We start from the raw sequence: 21,508 nt of genomic DNA, 5'->3' as shown, positions 1-21,508 counted from the left end.
GGGGAAAGCGACGGCCCTAGTCTACCGGAGCCGCGCGGCGACCCCGTCCAGGAGCCGTTCGACGCCGTAGCGCATCGAGAGCTCGGGGTCGTCGGCGGCCTGCACGGCCTCGCCGACGGCGCTCCCGACGCGCTCGGCGAGGGGGAACGAGCGGCCGCCCATCGCCGCGCCCAGCGCGGGACCCACCGTCTCCCACCACTCGAGCTCGGTGAGCGCCGTCTCGGCCCGCACCCGCTCCACGCCGATGGTCCACCGCGCGGCGTGGCCGACCAGGCCGAGCACCGAGGACAGCACGTGCTCGATCTCGAGGTCGGACAGCCCGATGCCGTCGAGCGGCGCGAGCTCGAGCTCGTACTTCGAGGTGACGCCCGGGCCGAGCACGGGGCGGGCGGGCGGGACGTCGATGGTCCACGGGTGCCGCAGGTGGTGGGCCCAGTTGGCGTCGACGACGCGCAGGACCCCCGCGCGCCACCCGGCGGCCTCGCGCACGTCGCGCGGCAGGTCGCCGCCGTCGTAGACCTGCGCGGCGACGCGGTCGAGCATGAGCTCGACGAGCTCGGCGCGGCCGGGCACGTAGGTGTACAGGGACATCGCGCCGACGCCGAGGGCGTCGGCCACCCGGCGCATCGTGACGGCGGCCAGGCCCTCCTCGTCGGCCAGCGTGACGGCGACGTCGACCACCCGCGCCGTCGACAGCCCGGTGCGGCCCGGGGCCGCGCCGGACCCGCTCGCGGCCCACAGGAGACCGACGAGCCGGGCGGGGTCCCCGCTTCCGCGCGCTGCCATGGCCGCATCCTAGGGTTGCCGAGCCGTACGCCGTACCGTACAGTGTACGATCCAACCCATCCGGAGGTGCCATGAACCCCAGCCCACCCTCGAACGCGGGCGTTGCCGCTGCCCTCGCCACCGACGCCCTGGCCATCGACGCCCGCGGCGTCCACAAGACCTTCCCCGGCATGGACCGCCCGGCGCTCGACGGCGTCGACCTCGCCGTCGCGCGGGGCCGCATCTGCGCCCTCCTCGGCGCGAACGGCGCCGGGAAGACCACCCTCGTGCGGGTGCTCACGACGCTCACCCAGCCGGACGCGGGCGAGGTGCACGTCGCGGGACGCGACGTGCGGCGCGAGCCGGCGGCCGTGCGCGCGGCGATCGGCCTCGTCGGCCAGAGCGCGGCCGTCGACGAGGTGCTCTCCGGCCGGCGCAACCTCGTCCTCTTCGGTCGCCTGAGCGGGCTGACCGGCGACGACGCGCGGTCCCGCGCCGACCAGCTGCTCGCGTGGGCGGGCCTCGTGGACGCGGCCGACCGGTCCGTCGCGACCTACTCGGGCGGCATGCGCCGGCGGCTGGACCTCGCCGCAGGCCTCGTCACGACGCCGGAGGTGCTGTTCGTCGACGAGCCGACCACCGGGCTCGACCCCCAGGCGCGCCGCGAGATCTGGCACGCCGTCCGGGCGCTCGCGGACGACGGCGTGACCGTCCTGCTGACCACCCAGTACCTGGAGGAGGCGGACGAGCTCGCGGACGACGTCGTCATCCTGCGCGACGGCCGCGTCATCGCGACGGGCACGCCCGCCGAGCTCGGGCGGCTGGTGGGTGAGCCGCAGATGGTGCTGCGCCCCCCGACCCTCGAGGACGTCTACCTGCACCTGCACGCGGAGGTGGCCCGATGAGCCAGTCCCTCACCCACCTGCCCCTCGTCGGCGCGTCGGGCGGCCCGGCCGTGCGTCGAGCGCCCACCCTCTGGCGCGACGCCTGGACGCTGACCGGCCGGACCTTCGACCACTGGCGCACCCGGCCGGGCGCGCTGGCGGTCCAGCTGCTCTTCCCGGTGCTCATCGTGCTCATGATGGGCGGCCTGTTCGGCGGGGCGATCGCCGGGACGGCCGGCGCCTACATGCCGTTCGTCGTGCCCGGCGTGCTGACGCTCACCATGCTGTTCGGCGTCGAGGCGACGATGACGGCCGTCGCGACCGACGCGGCCCGCACCCTCACCGACCGGTTCCGGTCGCTGCCCATCTCCTCGGGCTCCGTGCTGCTCGGGCGGGTGATCGCCGACCTGGCGGCGTCGGTGCTCGAGCTCACGGTGATGAGCCTGGCGGGCCTCGCGCTCGGCTGGCGCCCGGAGGGCGGGTTCGGCGCGGCCGTGCTGGCCTACGTCCTGCTCCTCTGGCTGCGGCTGGCGGTGCTCTGGCTGGGGCTGCTGTTCGGTCTCCGGGCGTCGGGGCCGGAGTCGGTCGCCGCCGTGCAGATCCTGGTCTGGCCGGTCGGGTTCCTCTCGACGGTCTTCCTCGACCCGGCCACGATGCCCCGCTGGCTCGGCGTGGCCGCGGAGTGGAACCCCCTGTCGTCGACGGCGTCCGCGGTCCGCGAGCTGTTCGGCAACCCCGGCGTGACCGGGCTCACCTGGGCGAGCGAGCACGCCGTCGCGCTGGCCGTGGCCTGGCCCGCCGTCCTCCTTGCCGTGGCGGTGCCGCTGGCCACCCGCGCGTTCCGGCGGCTCGGCGCCTGAGCACGGGCGGCGGCGTGCGGGGGGCGCCCGCACGCCGCCGCCCGCGGTCCAGGTCGGTCCTGGGCGGTTCAGCCCTGCGCGGCGGCCACCGCCGCGGCCCGCGCGTCGCCCGTCGCGTCGAGCACCAGGCGGACGCCGAGCTTGCCGAGCGTGTGCTGCATCGGCGGGCCTATGTGACCGGTGACGATCACCTCGCCGGCGTTCTCGCGCACGAACCGCACGATGCGGGCGTGGTGGGACCCGTGCTCGCCCTCGTCGTGCAGGCGGTCCCACTCGACGTCGTGCTCGGTCCAGGCGGTCACGGCGCCGTCGGTGACCTCGGCGACCGCGATGCGCGGGGCCTTGCCCCAGCCGCCGCCGACCTGGCCGTCCGGGGTGACGTTCACGAGCACGATCATGGGTCTCTCCTTGTCCGGGAGGTCCACCGTAGGCAGGTCGTCGGCCCGCGGCACAGGACCGTCGGCCACCGCTCGACGCGCGGGCACCGGGGAGCGCGATCATCCTGGGACGATGCGCGCGCGTCGGCGGGTCGTCCGGGCGGTCGTCGCCCTGGTCGCAGCCGTGGGCCTGGCATCGGGCTGCGCCACCCACGACGGCGGCACGCCGGGCGCGTTCGCGCGGGCGGCGCAGGAGGCGGCGTCGGCCGCCACGAGCGGCGCGCTCGCCGTGGAGCTGACCGGCGAGGGCCGTGCGACCACGAACCTGCTCGACACGGTGCTCGCCGACGGGTTGGCCGACGTCCTCGCGGCCGAGACCGCCGTGGCCGGCCGCCAGGTCACGACCGGGGCCGACGCCGACGACCAGCAGCGGGTGCTCGCCGCGACCGACGACGCGCGGGCGGCCCTGGTCGAGGCCCGCGCCTGGGCGACCGGCGGGCGCGACGGCGACGGCGCGGGCGTCGCGCGGGCCCTGCGCGACGCCGCCGACGCGCTCACCGCGCTGGCCGACGAGATCGAGCCGGCATGAAGCGGCTGCTCGGCGTCGCCCTCGGGATCCTCACCGCGATCGGCGGCTTCCTCGACATCGGGGACATCGTCACCAACGCGGTCGTCGGGGCGCGGTTCGGCATGTCGCTCGCGTGGGTGGTGGTGCTCGGCGTCGTGGGGATCGTCCTGTTCGCGCACATGTCCGGTCGGGTCGCGGCGGTCAGCGGGCGGGCGACGTTCGAGATCATCCGCGAGCGGCTCGGCGCGCGGGTGGCCCTCGCGAACCTCGTCGCCTCGTTCCTGGTGACCCTGCTCACGCTCACGGCCGAGGTCGGCGGCATCGCCCTCGCGCTCCAGCTCGCGACGGCCGTCGAGCCGAGGCTGTGGATCCCGGTGGCCGCGTTCGCGGTGTGGCTGGTGGTGTGGCGTGCGGGGTTCAAGGTCATGGAGAACGTCACCGGCCTGCTGGGTCTGGCGCTCGTCGTGTTCGCGGTGGCCCTCGTGCAGCTCGGCCCGGACTGGTCGGCCCTGCTGCAGGACGCCGTCGCCCCGGCGATCCCCGCGCAGGAGCACGCGAGCACGTACTGGTACTACGCGGTCGCCCTGTTCGGGGCCGCGATGACGCCGTACGAGGTGTTCTTCTTCTCCTCCGGCGGCGTGGAGGAGGGCTGGACCGAGAAGGACGTCGCGCAGTCCCGCGCGGACGTCCTCGTCGGCTTCCCGCTCGGTGGGGTGCTGTCGATCGCCATCGCGGCCTGCGCCGCCGTCGTGCTCCTGCCGGCAGGCATCGAGGTGACGTCCCTCTCCCACGTCGCGCTGCCGGTGGTCACCGCGGGAGGCGTGCTCATGCTGGCGTTCCTCATCGTCGGCGTGGTGGCCGCGACGTTCGGCGCGGCACTGGAGACGGCGCTGTCGAGCGGCTACATGGTCGCGCAGTACCTGGGCTGGTCGTGGGGCAAGTTCCGCCGGCCCGCGCAGGCGGCCCGGTTCCACCTCACGATGATCGTCGCGCTGCTCGTCGGCGTCGGCGTCCTCATGACGGGCGTCGACGCCATCAAGGTCACTGAGTACTCGGTGGTCTTCTCGGCGGTGGCCCTCCCGCTGACCTACCTGCCGATCCTCGTCGTCGCGAACGACCCGCAGTACATGGGGGACGAGGTGAACGGTCGCGTGGTCAACGCCCTCGGGCAGGTGGTCCTCGTCGTCGTGCTGGCGGCGTCGCTCGCGGCGATCCCGCTCATGCTCTGGTCCGGGGCGGGCGCGTGAACGCGGCCCGGCGCAGGGAGCGGGCGCGGCGCCGTCCCGCGGCGCCGTACCCGCTGGACGAGCCGAGCACCGGCCGCCTCCTCGACGCGCGACTGCACCTGCTCGACCGTCAGGTGCTCGACGTGGACGGCACCCCGGTGACGGTGGTCGACGACGTCGAGCTCACCGACCCGGGGCCCGACGACGGAGCGCCGCGCGTCGTCGCGCTGCTCAGCGGCTCGGTGCTCAACACGCGCCTGCTCGGCGGCCACCAGCCGGGCGCCCGCTGGTACCGGATCCCGTGGTCGGCCGTCCGGCGCGTGGGCGTCACGCTCGAGCTGGAGGTGCGCGGGGAGGAGCTCGACGTGACGTGGACCGAGCGGTGGCTCCGCGACCACCTCATCGCGCGCATCCCCGGGGGACGCCATGATCCTCGGTGAGCTCCTCGGCACGCCGGTGCACGACGCCGCCGGCCACCGGGTGGGCCTCGTCGTCGACGTCCGATTCCTGCTGCCGTCGGGCGAGCGCGGTCCGGCTCGGGTCCACGGCGTCCTCGTCGGTGACAGGCGCCGCGTCCCGTTCCTCGGCTTCGAGCGCAGCGGCGCGCGCAGCCCGTGGCCCGTCGCCCAGTGGCTGCGCCGGGGGAACGCCGGCGCGTTCCTCGTCCGCTGGGCCGACGTCGTCGAGGTCCGGCCGGACCGGGTCGTGCTCGCCCGGGGGGCGCGCCGGTGGTCCACCGACCTGCCGGAGCGCAGCGCCTGAGGTCTCCCGGGGCACGGCCCCGTCGATGAGCGCTGTTCTCTCCGCGTGGACCGCTTAAAAGGGCCGCGCGCCGGTCGATACCCACGGCGACCGGCAGCAGCGGCCGGTGTGCCGCACCCCCCGCGGCGCGAGCACGACCCGGAGGTGGGCCATGGAGGCGACCAGCACGACGACGACGGACATCGGCGCGGTGATCGACGCGCGCGCCGTCACTGTCGTGTTCCAGCCCGTCGTCGACCTGCGCACGATGCAGGTCGCGGGTCTTGAGGCCTTCGTGCGCGGCCCCGAGGGAACGGAGATCGAGCGCCCCCGGGAGCTCTTCGCCGCGGCGGCCGCCGCGGGCCGCGTCGCCGAGCTCGACTGGGTGGCCCGAGCGGCTGCCTTCCGCGCCGTCCTCGACGCCAACCTTCCGCCGTCGCTGTCCGTCTTCGTGAACACCGAGCCGGGATCCCTCAGCACCGAGTGCCCGGCCGACCTGCATGCGGAGGTAGCCCGCGCCGAGGCGCAGCTGCGGGTGTTCGTCGAGGTCAACGACCGAGCGCTCGTCGCCGACCCCGCCGGGCTGGTCGCCGCCGTCGACCGGGCCCGCGCCATGGGCTGGGGCGTCGCCGTCGACGACGTGGGTTCGAGCCGTGCCCCGATCGTCGTGCTGCCGGTGGTGCACGCCGACGTGGTCAAGGTCGACCTCGGCCTGCTCCGTGAGGCCCCGCAGACCGATGCGTCGGCCGTGCTCGCGGCCACCTTGCGGCACGTCGAGCGCACGGGTGCGGCGCTGTGCGTGGAGCGCATCGAGACCGACGCGGACCTGCGGTGGGCCCGCGCGATGGGCGCCGCCTTCGGCCAGGGCCGCCATCTCGCGCCTCCCGGTCCGCTGCCCGAGGCGGTGACCGCCCCCTGGTCCCCGATCCCGCTCGTCGCACCGTCCGCGGAGGACGCGCCGGTCAGGTCGCCGTTCGACCTGGTCTGCGACGGGCAGCCCCGGCGCGTCGAGCGCCGGCACTTCCTGGAGCTCGCGCGCATGCTGGCCTTCGGTTCCATCGCGCCGGGTGCCGCGCCGGTGGTGCTCGTCGGTGTGGGCCGCAGCGGCTTCGACCCCGCGGTCGCGGCCTCGTTCCCGGACGGGGCGATGCCCGTGCTGTACGTCATGTTCGGCACCGACCTGCCGGCCGAGCCGCTGCCCGGTCTCCGGGCGGTGTGCCTCGACCACGACGACCCCCTCGCGGAGACCGAGTTCCTGGTGCAGATCAACGAGAAGGGCGCTTCCGCCCTCCTCGCCCGCTCGTTGCCGGACGGTGAGCTGGAGGTCGTGCTCACGCAGGACCGGGAGGTGGCCCACGGGATCGCGCGCCACCTGGCGCGGCGCATCCCACCGCTCGGCGGGGACGGCCGGGCGCTGCCCCTGCCCGAGGTGTGGGAGGTCGCCGAGCCGGAGCCGGACCTGCCTGAGGCCCCCACGCCGGAGCCTCGCCGCCGGGGCGTCTTCGGGCGACGCCGGTGACGCCGCCCTCCGCCGGCCGGCCGCGGACCTAGAGCGTCGCGAGCTCCCGCTCGAGGTCGGCGAGCCCTAGCGAGCCGAGCCCCAACGCGGCCGTGTGCCACGCCCGGAGGTCGAACGAGCCGCCCGTGGCCTCGCGCCGACGGCGCGCGGCCGCGCGGCCTGCGAGCCAGGCGCGCTCGCCGAGCTTGTAGCTGATCGCCTGCCCCGGCCAGCCGAGGTAGCGCACGACCTCGCTGTGCACGAACGCCGCGGGCGACCCGCTGCGTGCCGCGAAGAACTCCTCGCCCAGCTCGGCGTTCCACGTGGCCCCCGGGTGGAAGCCCGCCGCCTCCGCGGACGCCGGGATCCGCAGCCCCAGGTGCATGCCGATGTCGATGACGACGCGCACCGCGCGCATCCGCTGGTTGTCGAGGTACCCGAGCCGCACGCCGGGGTCCTCCAGGTAGCCGAGCTCGTCCATCAGCCGCTCGGCGTACAGGGCCCAGCCCTCCGTGGTCGCGGAGATCGAGCCGACCGACGTCTGGAAGCGGGAGAGGGCGCCGGAGCGGTACGCCCAGGTGCCGAGCTGCAGGTGATGACCGGGGACGCCCTCGTGGTACCAGGTGCTCACGAGGTCGTGCAGCGGGAAGCGCGTGCGGCCGAGCGTCGGCAGCCAGGTGCGGCCGGGGCGCGCGAAGTCCAGCGACGGGCGCGTGTAGTACGGCGCGGCGGCGGCCCCGGGCGGGGCGATCATCGCCTCGACCCGGCGCACCGGCTCCGCGACGTCCACGACGCGCCCGTCCAGGTCCCGGATCGCGTCGTCCATCAGCCCCTGCAGGTAGGTGACGACCTCGTCGACCCCCTCGATGGCCGCGCCCGCGGCGTCGAGGTACGCGAACGCCTCGGCGGCGCTCGCGCCGGCGCGCACGCGGTCGGCCTCGGCGACCATCTCCGCCTCGATGCGCGCGAGCTCGCCCCAGCCCCACGCGTAGGCCTCCTCGGGGTCGACCGTCGTCCCGAGGAAGGACCGCGCCGAGCGGAGGTAGCGGTCCCGCCCGACGCCGTCGGGCACGTCCGCGACCGCCGGCAGGTAGGTGGCGGTGAGCCAGTCGCGCAGCTGCGCGACGCCGTCGGCCGCCGACGCGGCCGCGCGGGTCAGCTCGCCCTCGAGGGTGGGTACGCCCGCCCGGGCGACGAAGTCCGCGAACCAGCCCGCGCCGTCGGCTGCCGACAGCCACTGCGTGAGCTGCTCGGCGACGGCCTCCGCCTGCCGGGGGGCGCTCCGCACGCCCGTCCGCAGGCCCTCGGCGAGCGAGGCCTGGTACGACGCCGCCGCGTCCGCCACCCTGGCCATCCGCCGCGCGACGACCGCCCAGTCGTCGGGGGTCGCCGTCGGCATCATCAGGAAGATCGACTGCAGGTTGTGCACGGGGCACGCGACCGGCCGCAGGGTCGCCAGGAGCTCGCCGGCGTCGTGCAGCGCCAGACGCGTCTCCAGGCGCTCGCGCAGCAGGGCGGCGCAGCGGCGGTCGTCGTCGTCGAGGACGCGCGCGGACGGCAGCGCGGCGAGGACGGCGCGCTCGGCGTCGGCGAGCGCAGCCAGGCCGTCGGGGCCGAGGTCCGGCAGCCGGTCGTCGCCCGGGCGGACGCCGAGGGAGGTCGCGACGACCGGGTCGAGGTCGGCGAGGGTCTCCACCCAGGCGTCGGCGAGCTCCCGGACGGTGGGGGTGGGCTCGGGGTGGTCGCTCGCAGTGCTCATGCCGCGACCGTAGTCGCCCGCGCGCCCGTGCGGCGGGGCCGTCGCGCGCCGCACCGGGACGAACCACCACGTCGGGACCATTGACCCGTCGTTCACGCGGTACCTCGTCCGGAGAATGAGGAGTCCTGGGCTGCGCCGCCGGAGCGACGGTGGCCACGCCCCGCGCTCGACGACGAGAGGCGCCGCCCTGATGGCTCCCTTCCCGCACCTGCTGGCCCCGGGGGCGTTCGGTGCGCTCGAGCTGCCCAACCGCATCGTGATGCCCCCGATGCGGCTGCGCCTGGCGCACCCCGACGGGACGCCGAGCTCGCGGGACCGCGCCTTCTTCGCCGCCCGGGCGCGCGGCGGGGCGGCCCTCGTCTTCGTCGGCGGCATGCTCGTCGCGACCGAGCACGAGGCTCCGGGGCGCTCGGCGACGCGCGTCGACGCCGACTGGTACGTGCCGCACCTGCGCTACCTCACCGACGGCGTGCACGACGCCGGCGGCCGGATCGGCGCCCAGCTCACCGTCGGCGCCGGTCGGGCCGGTGGGCCGGAGCCCGGCCGGGACGTCCCGGTCTCCGCGTCGGACAACTCGTGGACGGCGAACCCCGTCGAGACGTGCCGCGCCCTGGGCGCCGACGAGATCCGCGCCCTGGTGGTCCGCTTCGGCGAGGCGGCCGCGCGCGCGGCCGAGGCGGGCTTCGACGCCGTCGACGTGAACGCGCGCGGCGGGCACCTCGTGGACCAGTTCCTGTCGCCGGTGTGGAACCGCCGCACGGACGCCTACGGGGGCTCCGCGGAGAACCGCGCGCGGTTCGCCGTCGAGCTGATCCGGGCGGCCAAGGAGGCGGCTCCCGGCCTGCCCGTCAGCGTGCGGCTCAGCCTCACGCACCACGTGCCCGGTGGGCGCGAGCTGCCGGAGTCCATCGAGATCGCCCGGCTGCTCGTGGCCGCGGGCGCGGACGTCCTGGTGACGGACGACGGCGCCGCCGAGTCCATGCACTGGTCAGTCCCGCCGATGTACCTCAGCCCCGCGCCGTCGCTCGGGGACGCCGCCGCGCTGCGCGCCGCCGTCGGGGCGCCGGTCATGGCGACCGGCTCCCTGCACCCGGAGATCGCCGAGAAGGCGCTCGCCGACGGCGAGATCGACTTCGCCGGCATGGGGCGCTCCCTGGTCGCCGACCCGCAGCTGCCGCGCAAGCTCGCGGCGGACGCGCTCGGCGCCGTGCGTCCGTGCGCCCGCTGCAACGTCTGCCTCGGGCACGTCCAGGGCGGCATGCCGATCATGTGCGCGATGAACCCGCAGGCGGGCTACGAGACCCTGCGCGCGGTGACGCCTTCGTCCCGGTCCAAGCGGGTCGTCGTCGTGGGCGGCGGGCCGGCGGGGCTCGAGGCGGCGCGCGTGGCGGCGCTCCGCGGGCACTCCGTGCACCTGTACGAGCGGTCGGAGCGCCTGGGCGGGCTGCTGCGGCGGGCCGCCGAGCCGGACTTCAAGGCCGAGGCCCGCGCGACGGTCGACTGGTGGGCCGGGCAGCTGCGGTCCCTGGGGGTCACGGTGCACCTGGACCGCGAGGTCAACCCCGGCTCGTCCGTGCTGCGCGACGCCGACGAGGTGGTCCTGGCGACCGGTGGTCAGCCCGTGCACCCGCGCGAGGTGTCCGGTCTGGACCGCCCGGGCGTCGTGGACGTGCTGCGCATGGGCGACGACGTCGCTGGGCCGCGCGTCGTCGTGGCGGGCGGCGGGTCGTCGGGCGCGGACGCCGCGCTGTACCTGGCGACCAAGGGGTACGACGTGACGGTCCTCGAGGCGGGCGACGAGATCGGCGCCGACATCTTCGAGGTGAACCGCAACGCGCTGCTGCGCGGCCTCGTCGAGGCGGGGGTGGGCGTGCTCACGGGCTGGCGCGTGGTCGCGATCGAGGACCACGGGGTGCTCGCGGAGGGGCCCGACGGCCCGGTGCACCTGCCGGCGGACACGGTCGTGACGGCCTTCGGCACGCGACCGGACACGGCGCTGTCCGGCGCCGCATACCGCGAGGACCCGCGGGTGCACGTCGTCGGCGACTGCGTGGAACCGGGCGACGTGGGGGACGCCGTGCACAGCGCGTTCGAGGCGGCCGTCACCCTCTGAGAGGGCCGGCCGCGCTCCCGCGTCACCGCTGGGTGACCGCTGGGCGGAAGGGGCCGTCTCGCGGGCCGGGCGCCGCACTATGCTCGCCGCGTCATCCTCCCCGTGACCCCAAGGACGGCGTCCCGTGACCAGTGCAGCGACCCCCGCACCCGCCCCTCGTGGCATCGAGCCCCTCGGGGTCGACGTCCCGGCGACGGTCCCCACGCACTGGTACAACCTCAACGCCGACCTGCCGGAGCCGGTGCCGCCGCACCTGCACCCGGGCACGCGCGAGCCGCTCGGGCCGCAGGACCTGGCGCCGCTGTTCCCGATGGCGCTGATCATGCAGGAGGTCTCGACCGAGCGGTACGTCGAGATCCCGCAGACCGTCCGCGAGATCTACGCCCAGTGGCGGCCCTCGCCGCTGGTCCGCGCGCACCGGCTGGAGCGCTCGCTCGGCACGAAGGCGAAGATCTACTACAAGTACGAGGGCGTCAGCCCGACGGGTTCGCACAAGCCGAACACCGCCGTCGCGCAGGCGTACTACAACGCGGTCGAGGGCATCACGAAGCTGACCACCGAGACCGGTGCGGGGCAGTGGGGTGCCTCCCTCGCGATGGCGTGCGCGCTCATCGGCATCACCTGCGAGGTGTGGCAGGTCCGCGCGTCGTACGACGCCAAGCCCTACCGCCGCTACCAGATGGAGGCGTACGGCAGCGTCTGCCACCCGTCGCCGTCGGACCTGACCGAGGCCGGTCGCGCGATGCTCGCGAAGGACCCGGAGACCACCGGCTCGCTGGGCATGGCGATCAGCGAGGCCGTCGAGGTCGCCGCGCAGGACCCGAACGCGCACTACTCGCTGGGCTCCGTGCTCAACCACGTGATGCTGCACCAGAGCGTCATCGGCCAGGAGGTCCTCGCGCAGCTCAAGGCTGCCGGCGAGGAGCAGGCCGACATCGTCTTCGGCTGCGCCGGCGGCGGCTCGAACCTCGGCGGCCTCGCCTTCCCGCTCATCGGCCAGAACCTGCGCGAGGGCACGACGACGCGCGTCGTCGCGTGCGAGCCGGCCGCCTGCCCGTCGCTCACGCAGGGCGAGTACCGGTACGACTTCGGTGACGTCGCGGGGCTCACCCCGCTGCTCAAGATGCACACGCTCGGTCACGACTTCGTGCCGTCGGCCATCCACGCGGGCGGTCTGCGCTACCACGGCATGTCGCCGATGGTCTCGCACGCGGTCGAGCTCGGGCTGATGAGCGCCATCGCGATCGAGCAGGACGACACGTTCGCCGCCGGCCTGGAGTTCGCGCGGGCCGAGGGCATCGTGCCGGCGCCCGAGTCGACGCACGCCATCGCGGGCGCGCTGGACTACGTCCGCACGCAGGCGCGCGACGGCGAGGTCGTCGTCATCGGCGTCTCCGGCAACGGCGTCCTCGACCTGGTGGCGTACGAGGCGTATCTCTGAGCCCGGGCGGGGTCATATCGTTTCGGCATGACCCTGCGCGTCCTGTTCATCGGCGGTACCGGCACCATCAGCTCGGCGTGCGTGCGCCTGGCGGTGGAGCGGGGCATCGCGCTGACCGTGCTCAACCGTGGCGCGACCGCGACGCGGCCGTTGCCCGACGGCGTCGAGGTGCTGCACGCCGACGTCCGGGACCCGGCCTCGGTGCGTGGCGCGCTGGGTGACCGCGAGTTCGACGCGGTCGTCGACTGGGTGGCGTTCACGCCCGAGCACGTGGCCACCGACGTCGAGCTGTTCGCCGGCCGGACGGGGCAGTTCGTGTTCATCAGCTCGGCGTCCGCGTACCAGACGCCTCCGGAGCGGCTGCCCGTCACGGAGTCCACGCCGCTGCGCAACCCGTACTGGCAGTACTCGCGGGACAAGATCGCGTGCGAGGACCTGCTGGTGCGCGAGTACCGCGAGCGGGGGTTCCCGGTCACGATCGTGCGGCCCTCGCACACGTACGACCGCACGAGCGTGCCGCTCGACGCGGGCTGGACCGCGATCGAGCGCATGCGGGCGGGCAAGGCGATCGTCGTGCACGGCGACGGCACCTCGCTGTGGACCCTCACCCACCACACGGACTTCGCCCGGGGCCTCGTCCCGCTGCTCGGCAACCCCCGCACGGTCGGCGAGGCGTTCACGATCACCGGCGACGACGTCCTCACGTGGGACCAGATCGCGCGCACCCTCGCGCGGGCCGCCGGGGTGGCCGAGCCGCGCATCGTGCACGTGCCGAGCGACGTGCTCGCCGCGGAGGACCCCGAGTGGGGGCCGTGGCTGCTGGGGGACAAGGCCCACTCGATGGTGTTCGACACGAGCAAGCTGCGCGCGGTCGTGCCGGACTTCACGACCCGGGTGCGCTTCGAGGAGGGCGCGCGCGAGATCGTCGCCTGGCACGACGCCGACCCGGCTCGCCGCGTGGTGGATCCCCGGTTCGACGCCCTGTTCGACCGGATGGTCGAGCGCTTCCGCGTGGGCTGAGCGGGGCGGCTCCGGCCCACGCGCCGCGCGGGCCGGGACCCGTACTGGCCTGCGCGTCCCCGTTCCGTCGTCTCCGGTCACCCGCCGCCGCTCTTGTGACGGGGGTGACGTGAGGGACGGATGGTTCGCCTCACCCGGCACACGAGCCCCCTGCGTCCCAAGCGCGGCGGCTCGTGCTCGCCGAGGGGTGTTGCCTCGCCGTCGGTGGGCTCGTGTGCGGTGTGGTTCGAGGCTGCGGCATCGCGCACCGTGCGCCGCTGTGGCGGAATAGACGGTGGGGGCCTTGTGTTCTGTCGCCAGATGGTTGAAGATTGAACAACCACAGGACAGCGGGAGCACTCATGATGCAGTTCGGCGTCTTCACGGTCAGCGACATCACGCGCGACCCGACCACGGGGCGCATCCCCACCGAGCACGAGCGCATCCGCGCCGTCGTCGAGATCGCCAAGAAGGTCGAGGAGGTCGGGCTCGACGTCTTCGCGCTCGGCGAGCACCACAACCCGCCGTTCTTCTCGTCCTCGCCGACGACGACGCTCGCCTACATCGCTGCGCAGACGCAGCGGGTCATCCTGTCCACGGCCACGACGCTCATCACCACGAACGACCCGGTGAAGATCGCCGAGGACTACGCGATGCTCCAGCACCTGGCGGACGGCCGCAACGACCTCATGCTCGGCCGCGGCAACACCGGCCCGGTCTACCCGTGGTTCGGCCAGGACATCCGCAACGGCCTCGGCCTCGCCATCGAGAACTACGCGCTGCTGCACCGGCTGTGGCGCGAGGACGTCGTCGACTGGTCCGGGAAGTTCCGCACGCCGCTGCAGTCGTTCACCTCCACCCCGCGCCCGCTCGACGGCGTGGCGCCCTTCGTGTGGCACGGCTCGATCCGCACGCCGCAGATCGCCGAGCAGGCCGCCTTCTACGGCGACGGCTTCTTCCACAACAACATCTTCTGGAACATCGAGCACACCCAGGCGATGGTCCAGCTCTACCGCGAGCGGTTCGAGCACTACGGCCACGGCAGCGCGGACCAGGCGATCGTCGGCCTGGGCGGGCAGGTGTTCATGCGCCCGAACAGCCAGGACGCCGTGCGCGAGTTCCGGCCCTACTTCGACGTCGCGCCGGTCTACGGCCACGGCCCGTCGCTGGAGGAGTTCACCGAGCTCACCCCGCTGACGGTCGGCAGCCCGCAGCAGGTCATCGACCGGTACGCGGGCATGCGCGACGCCGTCGGGGACTACCAGCGCCAGCTGTTCCTCATCGACCACGCCGGGCTCCCGCTGGAGACCGTGCTCGAGCAGATCGAGATCCTCGGCACCGAGGTGGTCCCGGTGCTGCGCCGCGAGCTGGCCGTCGGCCGGCCCGCCCACGTCCCGGACGCCCCCACCCACGCCTCGCTCGTCGCGGCGGCCGGCGGCCCGCAGGACTCCACGGTCTACGCCGACGCCGACGGTGTCACCGGCCGCTCGCCGAAGGTCGAGGCGACGGCATGACCGGCCGGCGAGAGGCGACCATCGCCGTCGTGAGCGCGGGCGTCAGCGAGCCCTCCTCGACGCGGCTGCTCGCGGACCGCCTCGGCGAGGCCGCCGTGGCGTCGCTGGCGGCCCGCGGGATCCCGGCGCAGGTCGCGCTCGTCGACGTCCGGCTGCTGGCCCAGGACCTCACGACGATGCTGCTCACGGGCGTCGCGTCGCCGGCCCTGGGTGCGGCGATGCGCGCCGTCACGCACGCCGACGGGCTCGTGGCCGTCTCGCCCATCTACTCCGGGTCCTACAACGGCCTGTTCAAGACGTTCTTCGACCTCGTCGAGAAGGACGCGCTCGCGGACGTGCCAGTGCTGCTGGGTGCCACGGCGGGTACCGCGCGGCACTCGCTCGCGATCGAGCACGCGCTCCGCCCGCTGTTCGCCTACCTCGGCGCCGTGGTCGCCCCGACGGGCGTCTTCGCGGCCACCGACGACTTCGGCCACTCCGCCGGCGTCCGCGCCGACGACGACGTCGCCCCGCTCGCGGACCGCGTCGCCCAGGGCGGTGCCGAGCTGGCCCGGCTCGTCGCGGCGAGCGAACGTCGGCCGCCCGCGGACCCGTTCGCGCTCACCGAGAGCTTCGAGGACCTGCTCCGAGGGCAGTGAGGGCGTACTAGCGTTGTCGGGCGGTCCCGGTCGCGGGGCCGCCCGAGCGTCATCCGAGGAGCCCCTCATGTCCTACGCGTACGCGCCCGTCGGGCCCGTGAGCCCGTGCAGCCGTACGGCCGCCGCCCTGCTCGCCTTCTTCCTCGGCGTGCTCGGCGTGCACCGCTTCTACGTCGGCAAGGTCGGGACCGGCGTCCTGCAGCTCCTCACCGGGGGCGGCCTCGGCCTGTGGACGCTGATCGACTTCATCGTGATCCTCGTCGGCGGCTTCCGCGACAAGAACGGCCTGCTGGTCGCCCGCTGGTGACCTGCCCCTGACCCCGGCGCGCTACGGGTTCTGGACGTCCAGGATCAGGCGCGTCGGGCTCTCCAGCAGGTACGCGCGGAACGGCGTCTCCGCGGCGACCCCCACGAAGATCTCCATCGTCCCCTCGAACACCGAGTCGACGACGACCTCGCGGATCGCCCCGCCGGGCGGCGGCGCGATGACGTCCGGGCCGGTGTAGTCGGCCGCGCCGTCCTCGCCCGGGTACATCACGCCCTGCACGTCCATGCGCAGGACGGCGTCGCCGCTCAGCACCACGAGCTCGCCGGAGGCCTGGCCGCGCGCCTCGCCGACGTACTCGACGCGCCACGACGGCTCGCCGGACCCGCCGAGGTCCAGTACGAGGCGGTCGTAGCCGTCGTGCCGGCCGAAGCGCAGGTTCGTCGCCTCGACGAGGCCGGACCCGCTGTTGGTGTCCGGCTCGGTGTTCGCGACGAACGGTGCGTCGTCGGCGCCCGGCTCGTTCAGCGGCTCCGCCGCGGGGCTCTGGGTGACGGGCGTCGACGGCTCGGCGGAGGGCGTCGGCGACGCGCTCTGACCACCGTCGTCCTCGCCCTGGTCGGGGCCGACGGTCACGGTGACCGTCTCGGGAGGTGTGTCGCCGTCGTCGCCGGTGCAGGCGGCCAGCGGCAGCGTCAGCGCCATCGCGGAGAGGAGGGCGGGAACGGGTGCTGACCTGCGAGTGCGCATGGTGGCCTCCGTGGGCTGATGAGCCCGACGCTACGCCGGTCGGTACGGTCCGGGAACGGCTTTCGGGGCCGGTGTCGGGCGCCGGTGCCAGGATGGCGAGCATGATCAGCGCGGACCTCGCCGACACCTTCCGCCAGCAGAGCGCCGTCACCGACCCGGGTCCGCACGCGGCCGCGTTCAGGGCGCTGCCCGACGACGTCCCGGGCCTGGTCAGGGCGGTGCAGGGCGTCATGGTGCACGTCTTCTGGGCCGGCCGCTACGGCGTCGAGCTCTCGCCGGAGCGCCAGGGCGAGGTGAACCTGCGCACGGTGCGGCGGATCGTCGACCGAGCGCTCGAGCTCGACCCGGGCGCGCTCGGGGCGACGCGACCGCCGGGGCGCCGGGTGGTCGGCAACTGCCGCGACCACACGGTGCTGCTCACGGCGGCGCTGCGGGCTGCGGGCGTGCCGGCCCGGGCGCGGTGCGGGTTCGCGACGTACTTCGTGCCGGGGCACTACGAGGACCACTGGGTGTGCGAGCGATGGGACGCGGCCGCCGGCCGCTGGGTGCTGACCGACGCCCAGCTCGACGAGCTCCAGCGCGAGGCGCTCGGCCTGGACTTCGATCCGCTGGACACGCCGCGCGACAGGTTCGTCGTGGCCGGCGAGGCGTGGCGGCTGTGCCGCACCGGCGCGGCGGACCCCGACGACTTCGGGATCCACGACATGAAGGGCCTGCCGTTCGTGCTCGGCGACCTCGTCCGTGACGTCCTCGCCCTGACCGGCGAGGAGATCCTGCCGTGGGACCCCCGCGCGCTCATGGTGCCGCTCGAGGCGGAGGTGCCCGCGGCGGACCTTCCGCTGCTGGACCGGCTCGCCGAGCTCTCGTCCGCGTGCGGCTCGGCGGACGTCACCGCCGGCGAGGCCGCGTGGCGCGAGCTGCGGTCCGTCGTCGCCGCGGAGCCCAGGCTCCACGCCTGAGCGCTGTCGTCAGTCCGCGGCGTCCGCGAGGGCCAGCCAGCGGTCCTCGAGGTCGGCGATCTCCGCGGTGAGCGCGTCGAGCCGCCCGTGCAGCGCGACGAGGCCGACGTGGTCGGTCGGGTCGTGCTCGGCCATCGCCGTCTCGAGCTTCGCCGCGTCGGCGTTCAGCCTGGACAGGCGCCGCTCGACGGCGGCCAGCTCCTTGCGCGCCGCGCGCTGCTCCGCCGCGGTCGGGCCGGCGGCCCCGCCGCCCCCGGGGCGGTCGGGCGACGCGCCCGGGCCCGACGTCGGTGCCGCGGCCCCGCGCGTCGCCCCCGCGGCGTCCCGCCTGGACAGCAGGCGCAGGTACTCGTCGACGCCGCCCGGGACGTGCCGCAGGTGGCCGTCGAGCACCGCGTACTGCTGGTCGGTGACGCGTTCGAGCAGGTACCTGTCGTGCGAGACGACCACGAGCGTCCCCGGCCACGTGTCGAGGAGGTCCTCGATCGCGGCGAGCATGTCGGTGTCCATGTCGTTGGTCGGCTCGTCGAGGACCAGCACGTTGGGCTCGTCCAGGAGCGTGAGCAGCAGCTGCAGGCGGCGCCGCTGGCCGCCGGAGAGGTCGCGCACCGGCGTCGCGAGCTGGGCGTTCGTGAACCCGAGGCGTTCGAGCAGCTGCCCGGGCGTGAGGTCGCGGGCCGAGCTGCCCGAGCCCGTCGCGTAGGTGGTCCGGTAGCGCGCGACGACGTCGCTCACGCGCTCGTCCGCCACGTCGGCGAGCTCGGCGAGGTCCTGGGTGAGGGCGGCGACCTTCACGGTGGTGCCGCGCTTGACCCGGCCGGTCGTCGGCGCCACCTCGCCCGTGACCAGCCCGAGCAGCGTGGACTTGCCGGCGCCGTTCGTCCCGAGGATGCCGGTGCGCTCGCCGGGCCCGACGAGCCAGGTGACGTCGCGGAGCACGGGGTGCTCGGTCGGGGTGCCCGGCTCGCCGTAGCTGACGGACACGTCGACGATGTCGATGACGTCCTTGCCGAGCCGCGCCGTCGCGAGCCGCGCCAGCTCGGTCGGGTTGCGCAGCGGCGGCACGTCCGCGATCAGCGCGTTGGCGGCGTCGATCCGGAACTTGGGCTTGGAGGTCCGCGCGGGCGCGCCGCGGCGCAGCCACGCGAGCTCCTTGCGCATGAGGTTCTGCCGCCGCGCCTCGGTCGCGGCGGCCATCCGGTCGCGCTCGACCCGCTGGAGCACGTAGGCGGCGTACCCGCCCTCGAAGGGCTCGACGACGCCGTCGTGCACCTCCCAGGTGGCCGTGCAGACCTCGTCGAGGAACCACCGGTCGTGCGTGACGACGAGCAGGCCGCCGGCGTTCGGCGCCCACCGCGCCTTCAGGTGCCCGGCGAGCCACGTGATCGCCTGCACGTCGAGGTGGTTGGTCGGCTCGTCGAGGAAGAGCACGTCGTGGTCACCGGCGAGCAGCGCGGCCAGGGCCACGCGCCGGCGCTCGCCGCCGGAGAGGTTCCCGACGAGCCCGTCCCAGGGCAGGTCCGCGACCAGGCCCGCCAGCACGTCGCGCACCTTCGCGTCGCCGGCCCACTCGTGCTCGGGCCGGTCGCCGACGACGGCGGCCCCCACCGTGAGCGCCGGGTCCAGCACGTCGCCCTGCTCGAGCACGCCGAGGCGGACGCCGCCGCGCACGGTGACCCGTCCGCCGTCGGGCTCCAGGCGTCCTGCGAGCAGCCGCAGCAGGGAGGACTTCCCGTCGCCGTTGCGCCCGACGACGCCGATCCGGTCGCCCTCGGAGATGCCGACGGTCACGGACTCGAACACGAGCGTCGTCGGGTACTCCAGGCGGAGGGACTCGCCGCCGAGCAGATGGGCCACGGTGAGAAGGGTAGGTGCCGGGCGAGGGGTCGGCGGAACGCGGTCGGGCCCCGACGGTCGTAGAGTGGCCGCCCGTGACCGAACCCGCCCTCGACGGCGCCCCCGCCGGTCCCGCGCTCAGCCGTCTCGTGCTCGTCGGCCTGGCCGGCGGACTCCTCTCCGGGACGTTCGGCGTCGGCGGCGGCATCGTGATGGTCCCGCTGCTGCTGCTCGTCGCGCGCCTGGAGGACCGCCGGGCGGCCGCCACGTCGCTGGCGGCCATCGTCCCGGCGTCCCTCGCGGGCGTCGTCACCTACGCGGTGCGCGGCGACGTCGCGGTCGGCGTGGCCGTGGTCGTCGCGCTGGGCGCCATGGCGGGGTCGACCATCGGGACGCGCATCCTGCGCCGGGTCCGCGTCGACGTGTTCCGGTGGCTGCTGGCCGCGCTCCTGGTGGCCGCCGCCGTGCAGCTGTTCGTGTCGCTGCCCGAGCGCGACGGCTCGATCGCGCTGACCTGGGCGCTCGCGCCCGCGCTGCTCGCCCTGGGCCTCGTGACGGGCATCCTGTCCGGCCTGTTCGGCATCGGCGGGGGCATCGTCATCGTGCCGGTGCTCATCGCCGTGTTCGGGGCGAGCGACCTCGTCGCCAAGGGCACGTCGCTCCTCGTGATCATCCCCACCGCGATCACGGGGACGGTTGCGAACGCGCGGGGCGGCATGGTGGACGTGCGCAGCGGCCTGGCCGTCGGGGTCGCCGCAGCGGTCGCGTCCGCGCTCGGCGCGAGCCTCGCCGGGCTGCTCAGCCCACGGCTGTCCAACGTGCTCTTCGGCGTGCTGCTGATCGCCTTCGCCGGCCAGATGGTCCAGCGGGCCCTGCGGGGCCGGCGCCGCTGACGCGTCCGGCGGCTCAGCCGGCCTGGAAGACGGCGAACGTCGCCCCGGCGGGGTCGCGCAGCACCGCGTAGCCGGAGCCGCCGTCGCGCTGCGGCCCGGCGACGACGACGCCGCCCGCCCCGGTCGCGGCGCTCACGGCGGCGTCGAGGTCGGTGACGGCGAAGTAGGGGATCCAGACGGGCGGCAGCCCGGCGTTCTCGCCGCGCGCGTAGCAGATCCCGGCCGCGGCCTCGCCGTCGGCGCTCGCCATCGTCCAGTCGTCGTAGCCGTCCATGGGCGCCGGCTCGGCGGTCCAGCCGACGACGCCCGAGTAGAAGTCCCGGATCGCCGCCGCCTCGGGGACCGACAGGTCCAGCCACGCCATGGTGCCCGGCGTCGGGCCGTGGTCGTGGTCGTGGCCGTCGTGGTCGTGCGCGTGGTCATGCGCGTGCGCGTGGCCGTCGTGCGCGTGGCCGTCGTGGTGGTGGTCGTGCTCGGGCATGGTGTGCTCCCAGGTCGCTCGGCGGTTCCGGCCAGGGCACCAGCATGGTCGGCGGGCGCCGGTGCGGCCAACGTGGACGCGCAGGCCCGCGCGCGCCGTCGCCGGACGCGAGCCGGCGGCAGACCTCGACGTGCGGTACCGCGCGCGGGCATCATCGGCACTTGAGACGGTCACCGGCGGTGCAAACAGGGGACGGTGCGGGCGATGGCGTGGATCAGCGGGCCGGACGAGGCCGAGCCGGACGTCCAGGCCCTGTTCGAGGCGGACCGGGAGGCGCTCGGCTTCGTCCGGGAGTACACCCGGGTGTTCGCCCACCGGCCCGCCGTCTACGCCGCGTGGGCGCAGCTCAACGGCGCGGTCAAGGCGTCGATGGACCTGCGCACGTACGAGCTCGCCACCGTCGCGGCTGCGCGCCGGCTCCGGTCGAGCTACTGCTGCCTCGCCCACGGGCAGGTGATGCTGCGTCGCGGGATGCTCGACGCCGACGGCCTGCGCTGCGCCGTCGCCGACGAGCCCACCGACCAGCTCTCCGAGCGCGACCGTGCCGTGATGGCGCTCGCCGACGCGGTGGCCGCCGGCGCGGCGGACATGACGGACGAGCACCTCGCGCCCCTGCGGGCGCTGGGCGTGCCCGACGACGAGATCCTCTCGGTCGTGCTGGCCGCCGCGGCGCGGTGCTTCTTCAGCACGGTCCTCGACGCCGTCGGCGCGCAGCCCGACCGCGACTTCCTCGAGCTGCCCGACGCCGTACGCCGCGCGCTCGTCGTCGGCCGCCCGATCGCCGGCGAGGTCGCCCCACCGGCGTGACGCCGCCCGTCGGTCGCCTCCCGGCACGTGTGCCGCCCATCCCGCCGAGGTCGAAGGTTTCGATCGAGGTCGAGGGTCCGAACCTTCGACCTCGATCACAAAGCTCGACCTCAGGGCCCGGTGGGTCGATGCCC

Annotated in this window: 22 protein-coding genes; 16 read left to right on the top strand and 6 right to left on the bottom strand. The window is 75.0% G+C overall.

Annotation, left to right across the window (positions count from 1 at the left end; translation table 11 throughout):
• Positions 1-21: 21 nt before the first annotated feature.
• On the bottom strand, positions 22-786 hold the full coding sequence (locus tag AFE02nite_RS15425; protein WP_034248919.1) for a TetR/AcrR family transcriptional regulator: 765 nt from the start codon (positions 784-786) through the stop codon (positions 22-24).
• 71 nt (positions 787-857) lie between these two features.
• On the opposite strand from AFE02nite_RS15425, the gene AFE02nite_RS15420 reads away from it, so the two are divergent.
• Together AFE02nite_RS15420 and AFE02nite_RS15415 are read left to right on the top strand one after the other, a co-directional pair.
• The gene (locus tag AFE02nite_RS15420) at positions 858-1,670 is read left to right on the top strand and encodes an ABC transporter ATP-binding protein (RefSeq protein WP_052114041.1); all 813 of its coding nucleotides are present in this window, start codon (positions 858-860) and stop codon (positions 1,668-1,670) included.
• Positions 1,667-2,509 carry an ABC transporter permease gene (locus AFE02nite_RS15415; protein WP_034248920.1) on the top strand — a complete coding sequence of 281 codons (843 nt, stop codon included), beginning with the start codon at positions 1,667-1,669 and terminating at the stop codon, positions 2,507-2,509. The genes AFE02nite_RS15420 and AFE02nite_RS15415 overlap by 4 nt, the downstream gene beginning before the upstream one ends.
• 68 nt (positions 2,510-2,577) lie before the next feature.
• On the opposite strand, the gene AFE02nite_RS15410 is transcribed toward AFE02nite_RS15415, so the two are convergent.
• Positions 2,578-2,907, bottom strand: a complete 330-nt coding sequence (locus AFE02nite_RS15410; RefSeq protein ID WP_034250482.1) for a NifB/NifX family molybdenum-iron cluster-binding protein — start codon at positions 2,905-2,907, stop codon at positions 2,578-2,580.
• 112 nt (positions 2,908-3,019) lie between these two features.
• On the opposite strand from AFE02nite_RS15410, the gene AFE02nite_RS15405 reads away from it, so the two are divergent.
• The 5 genes from AFE02nite_RS15405 to AFE02nite_RS15385 all read left to right on the top strand — a co-directional run bounded on the left by AFE02nite_RS15405 (position 3,020) and on the right by AFE02nite_RS15385 (position 6,940).
• Positions 3,020-3,475: a hypothetical protein gene (locus tag AFE02nite_RS15405; protein WP_146819979.1), complete on the top strand. Its 456-nt coding sequence runs from the start codon at positions 3,020-3,022 to the stop codon at positions 3,473-3,475.
• Entirely contained in the window at positions 3,472-4,701 is a 1,230-nt protein-coding gene (locus AFE02nite_RS15400) for an NRAMP family divalent metal transporter (RefSeq protein ID WP_034246293.1), read from the top strand. Before AFE02nite_RS15405 ends, AFE02nite_RS15400 begins: the two co-directional genes overlap by 4 nt.
• Positions 4,698-5,120: a hypothetical protein gene (locus AFE02nite_RS15395; protein ID WP_261765663.1), complete on the top strand. Its 423-nt coding sequence runs from the start codon at positions 4,698-4,700 to the stop codon at positions 5,118-5,120. Before AFE02nite_RS15400 ends, AFE02nite_RS15395 begins: the two co-directional genes overlap by 4 nt.
• Positions 5,107-5,442: a hypothetical protein gene (locus tag AFE02nite_RS15390; RefSeq protein WP_034246291.1), complete on the top strand. Its 336-nt coding sequence runs from the start codon at positions 5,107-5,109 to the stop codon at positions 5,440-5,442. Before AFE02nite_RS15395 ends, AFE02nite_RS15390 begins: the two co-directional genes overlap by 14 nt.
• Before the next feature lie 151 nt (positions 5,443-5,593).
• Positions 5,594-6,940, top strand: a complete 1,347-nt coding sequence (locus tag AFE02nite_RS15385) for a sensor domain-containing phosphodiesterase (protein WP_052113696.1) — start codon at positions 5,594-5,596, stop codon at positions 6,938-6,940.
• A gap of 28 nt (positions 6,941-6,968) precedes the next feature.
• Here the strand turns inward: AFE02nite_RS15385 and AFE02nite_RS15380 are convergent, their stop codons facing one another.
• Positions 6,969-8,678, bottom strand: coding sequence for a DUF885 domain-containing protein (locus tag AFE02nite_RS15380; protein WP_034246295.1), 1,710 nt, complete (start codon positions 8,676-8,678; stop codon positions 6,969-6,971).
• A 190-nt stretch (positions 8,679-8,868) separates the two neighbouring features.
• Between AFE02nite_RS15380 and AFE02nite_RS15375 the strand changes: the two genes are divergently transcribed.
• The 6 genes from AFE02nite_RS15375 to AFE02nite_RS15350 all read left to right on the top strand — a co-directional run bounded on the left by AFE02nite_RS15375 (position 8,869) and on the right by AFE02nite_RS15350 (position 15,690).
• Complete coding sequence (locus AFE02nite_RS15375; protein WP_034246289.1) at positions 8,869-10,791, top strand: oxidoreductase; 1,923 nt, start codon at positions 8,869-8,871, stop codon at positions 10,789-10,791.
• Between the two features lie 124 nt (positions 10,792-10,915).
• Entirely contained in the window at positions 10,916-12,232 is a 1,317-nt protein-coding gene (locus AFE02nite_RS15370; protein ID WP_034246287.1) for a TrpB-like pyridoxal phosphate-dependent enzyme, read from the top strand.
• A 27-nt stretch (positions 12,233-12,259) separates the two neighbouring features.
• Complete coding sequence (locus tag AFE02nite_RS15365) at positions 12,260-13,252, top strand: SDR family oxidoreductase (protein WP_034246285.1); 993 nt, start codon at positions 12,260-12,262, stop codon at positions 13,250-13,252.
• A 344-nt stretch (positions 13,253-13,596) separates the two neighbouring features.
• Entirely contained in the window at positions 13,597-14,745 is a 1,149-nt protein-coding gene (locus AFE02nite_RS15360) for an LLM class flavin-dependent oxidoreductase (RefSeq protein WP_034246283.1), read from the top strand.
• Positions 14,742-15,383: a CE1759 family FMN reductase gene (locus tag AFE02nite_RS15355; protein ID WP_034246274.1), complete on the top strand. Its 642-nt coding sequence runs from the start codon at positions 14,742-14,744 to the stop codon at positions 15,381-15,383. The genes AFE02nite_RS15360 and AFE02nite_RS15355 overlap by 4 nt, the downstream gene beginning before the upstream one ends.
• A gap of 67 nt (positions 15,384-15,450) precedes the next feature.
• Positions 15,451-15,690, top strand: a complete 240-nt coding sequence (locus AFE02nite_RS15350; protein ID WP_052113695.1) for a TM2 domain-containing protein — start codon at positions 15,451-15,453, stop codon at positions 15,688-15,690.
• A 21-nt stretch (positions 15,691-15,711) separates the two neighbouring features.
• Here the strand turns inward: AFE02nite_RS15350 and AFE02nite_RS15345 are convergent, their stop codons facing one another.
• The gene (locus AFE02nite_RS15345) at positions 15,712-16,398 is read right to left on the bottom strand and encodes an AMIN-like domain-containing (lipo)protein (protein ID WP_034246272.1); all 687 of its coding nucleotides are present in this window, start codon (positions 16,396-16,398) and stop codon (positions 15,712-15,714) included.
• A gap of 101 nt (positions 16,399-16,499) precedes the next feature.
• On the opposite strand from AFE02nite_RS15345, the gene AFE02nite_RS15340 reads away from it, so the two are divergent.
• A complete protein-coding gene (locus AFE02nite_RS15340) occupies positions 16,500-17,357 on the top strand; it encodes a transglutaminase-like domain-containing protein (protein WP_052113693.1) in 858 nt (285 codons plus the stop codon).
• A 9-nt stretch (positions 17,358-17,366) separates the two neighbouring features.
• Here AFE02nite_RS15340 and AFE02nite_RS15335 read toward each other — a convergent pair whose 3' ends face one another.
• The gene (locus tag AFE02nite_RS15335; RefSeq protein WP_146819978.1) at positions 17,367-19,214 is read right to left on the bottom strand and encodes an ABC-F family ATP-binding cassette domain-containing protein; all 1,848 of its coding nucleotides are present in this window, start codon (positions 19,212-19,214) and stop codon (positions 17,367-17,369) included.
• 74 nt (positions 19,215-19,288) lie between these two features.
• On the opposite strand from AFE02nite_RS15335, the gene AFE02nite_RS15330 reads away from it, so the two are divergent.
• Positions 19,289-20,086 (top strand): sulfite exporter TauE/SafE family protein, encoded by a 798-nt coding sequence (locus AFE02nite_RS15330; RefSeq protein WP_034246252.1) that lies wholly within the window; start codon positions 19,289-19,291, stop codon positions 20,084-20,086.
• Between the two features lie 13 nt (positions 20,087-20,099).
• On the opposite strand, the gene AFE02nite_RS15325 is transcribed toward AFE02nite_RS15330, so the two are convergent.
• Positions 20,100-20,567 (bottom strand): VOC family protein, encoded by a 468-nt coding sequence (locus AFE02nite_RS15325; RefSeq protein WP_186814583.1) that lies wholly within the window; start codon positions 20,565-20,567, stop codon positions 20,100-20,102.
• A gap of 204 nt (positions 20,568-20,771) precedes the next feature.
• Between AFE02nite_RS15325 and AFE02nite_RS15320 the strand changes: the two genes are divergently transcribed.
• Positions 20,772-21,374: a carboxymuconolactone decarboxylase family protein gene (locus AFE02nite_RS15320; RefSeq protein WP_034246253.1), complete on the top strand. Its 603-nt coding sequence runs from the start codon at positions 20,772-20,774 to the stop codon at positions 21,372-21,374.
• The last annotated feature ends 134 nt before the right edge of the window (positions 21,375-21,508 follow it).

Source organism: Actinotalea fermentans, from assembly GCF_007991475.1.
GTDB classification, from domain to species: domain Bacteria; phylum Actinomycetota; class Actinomycetes; order Actinomycetales; family Cellulomonadaceae; genus Actinotalea; species Actinotalea fermentans.
The sequence above is the reverse complement of the archived record's forward strand: the minus strand, read 5'-3'. Positions and strand labels throughout refer to the sequence as shown.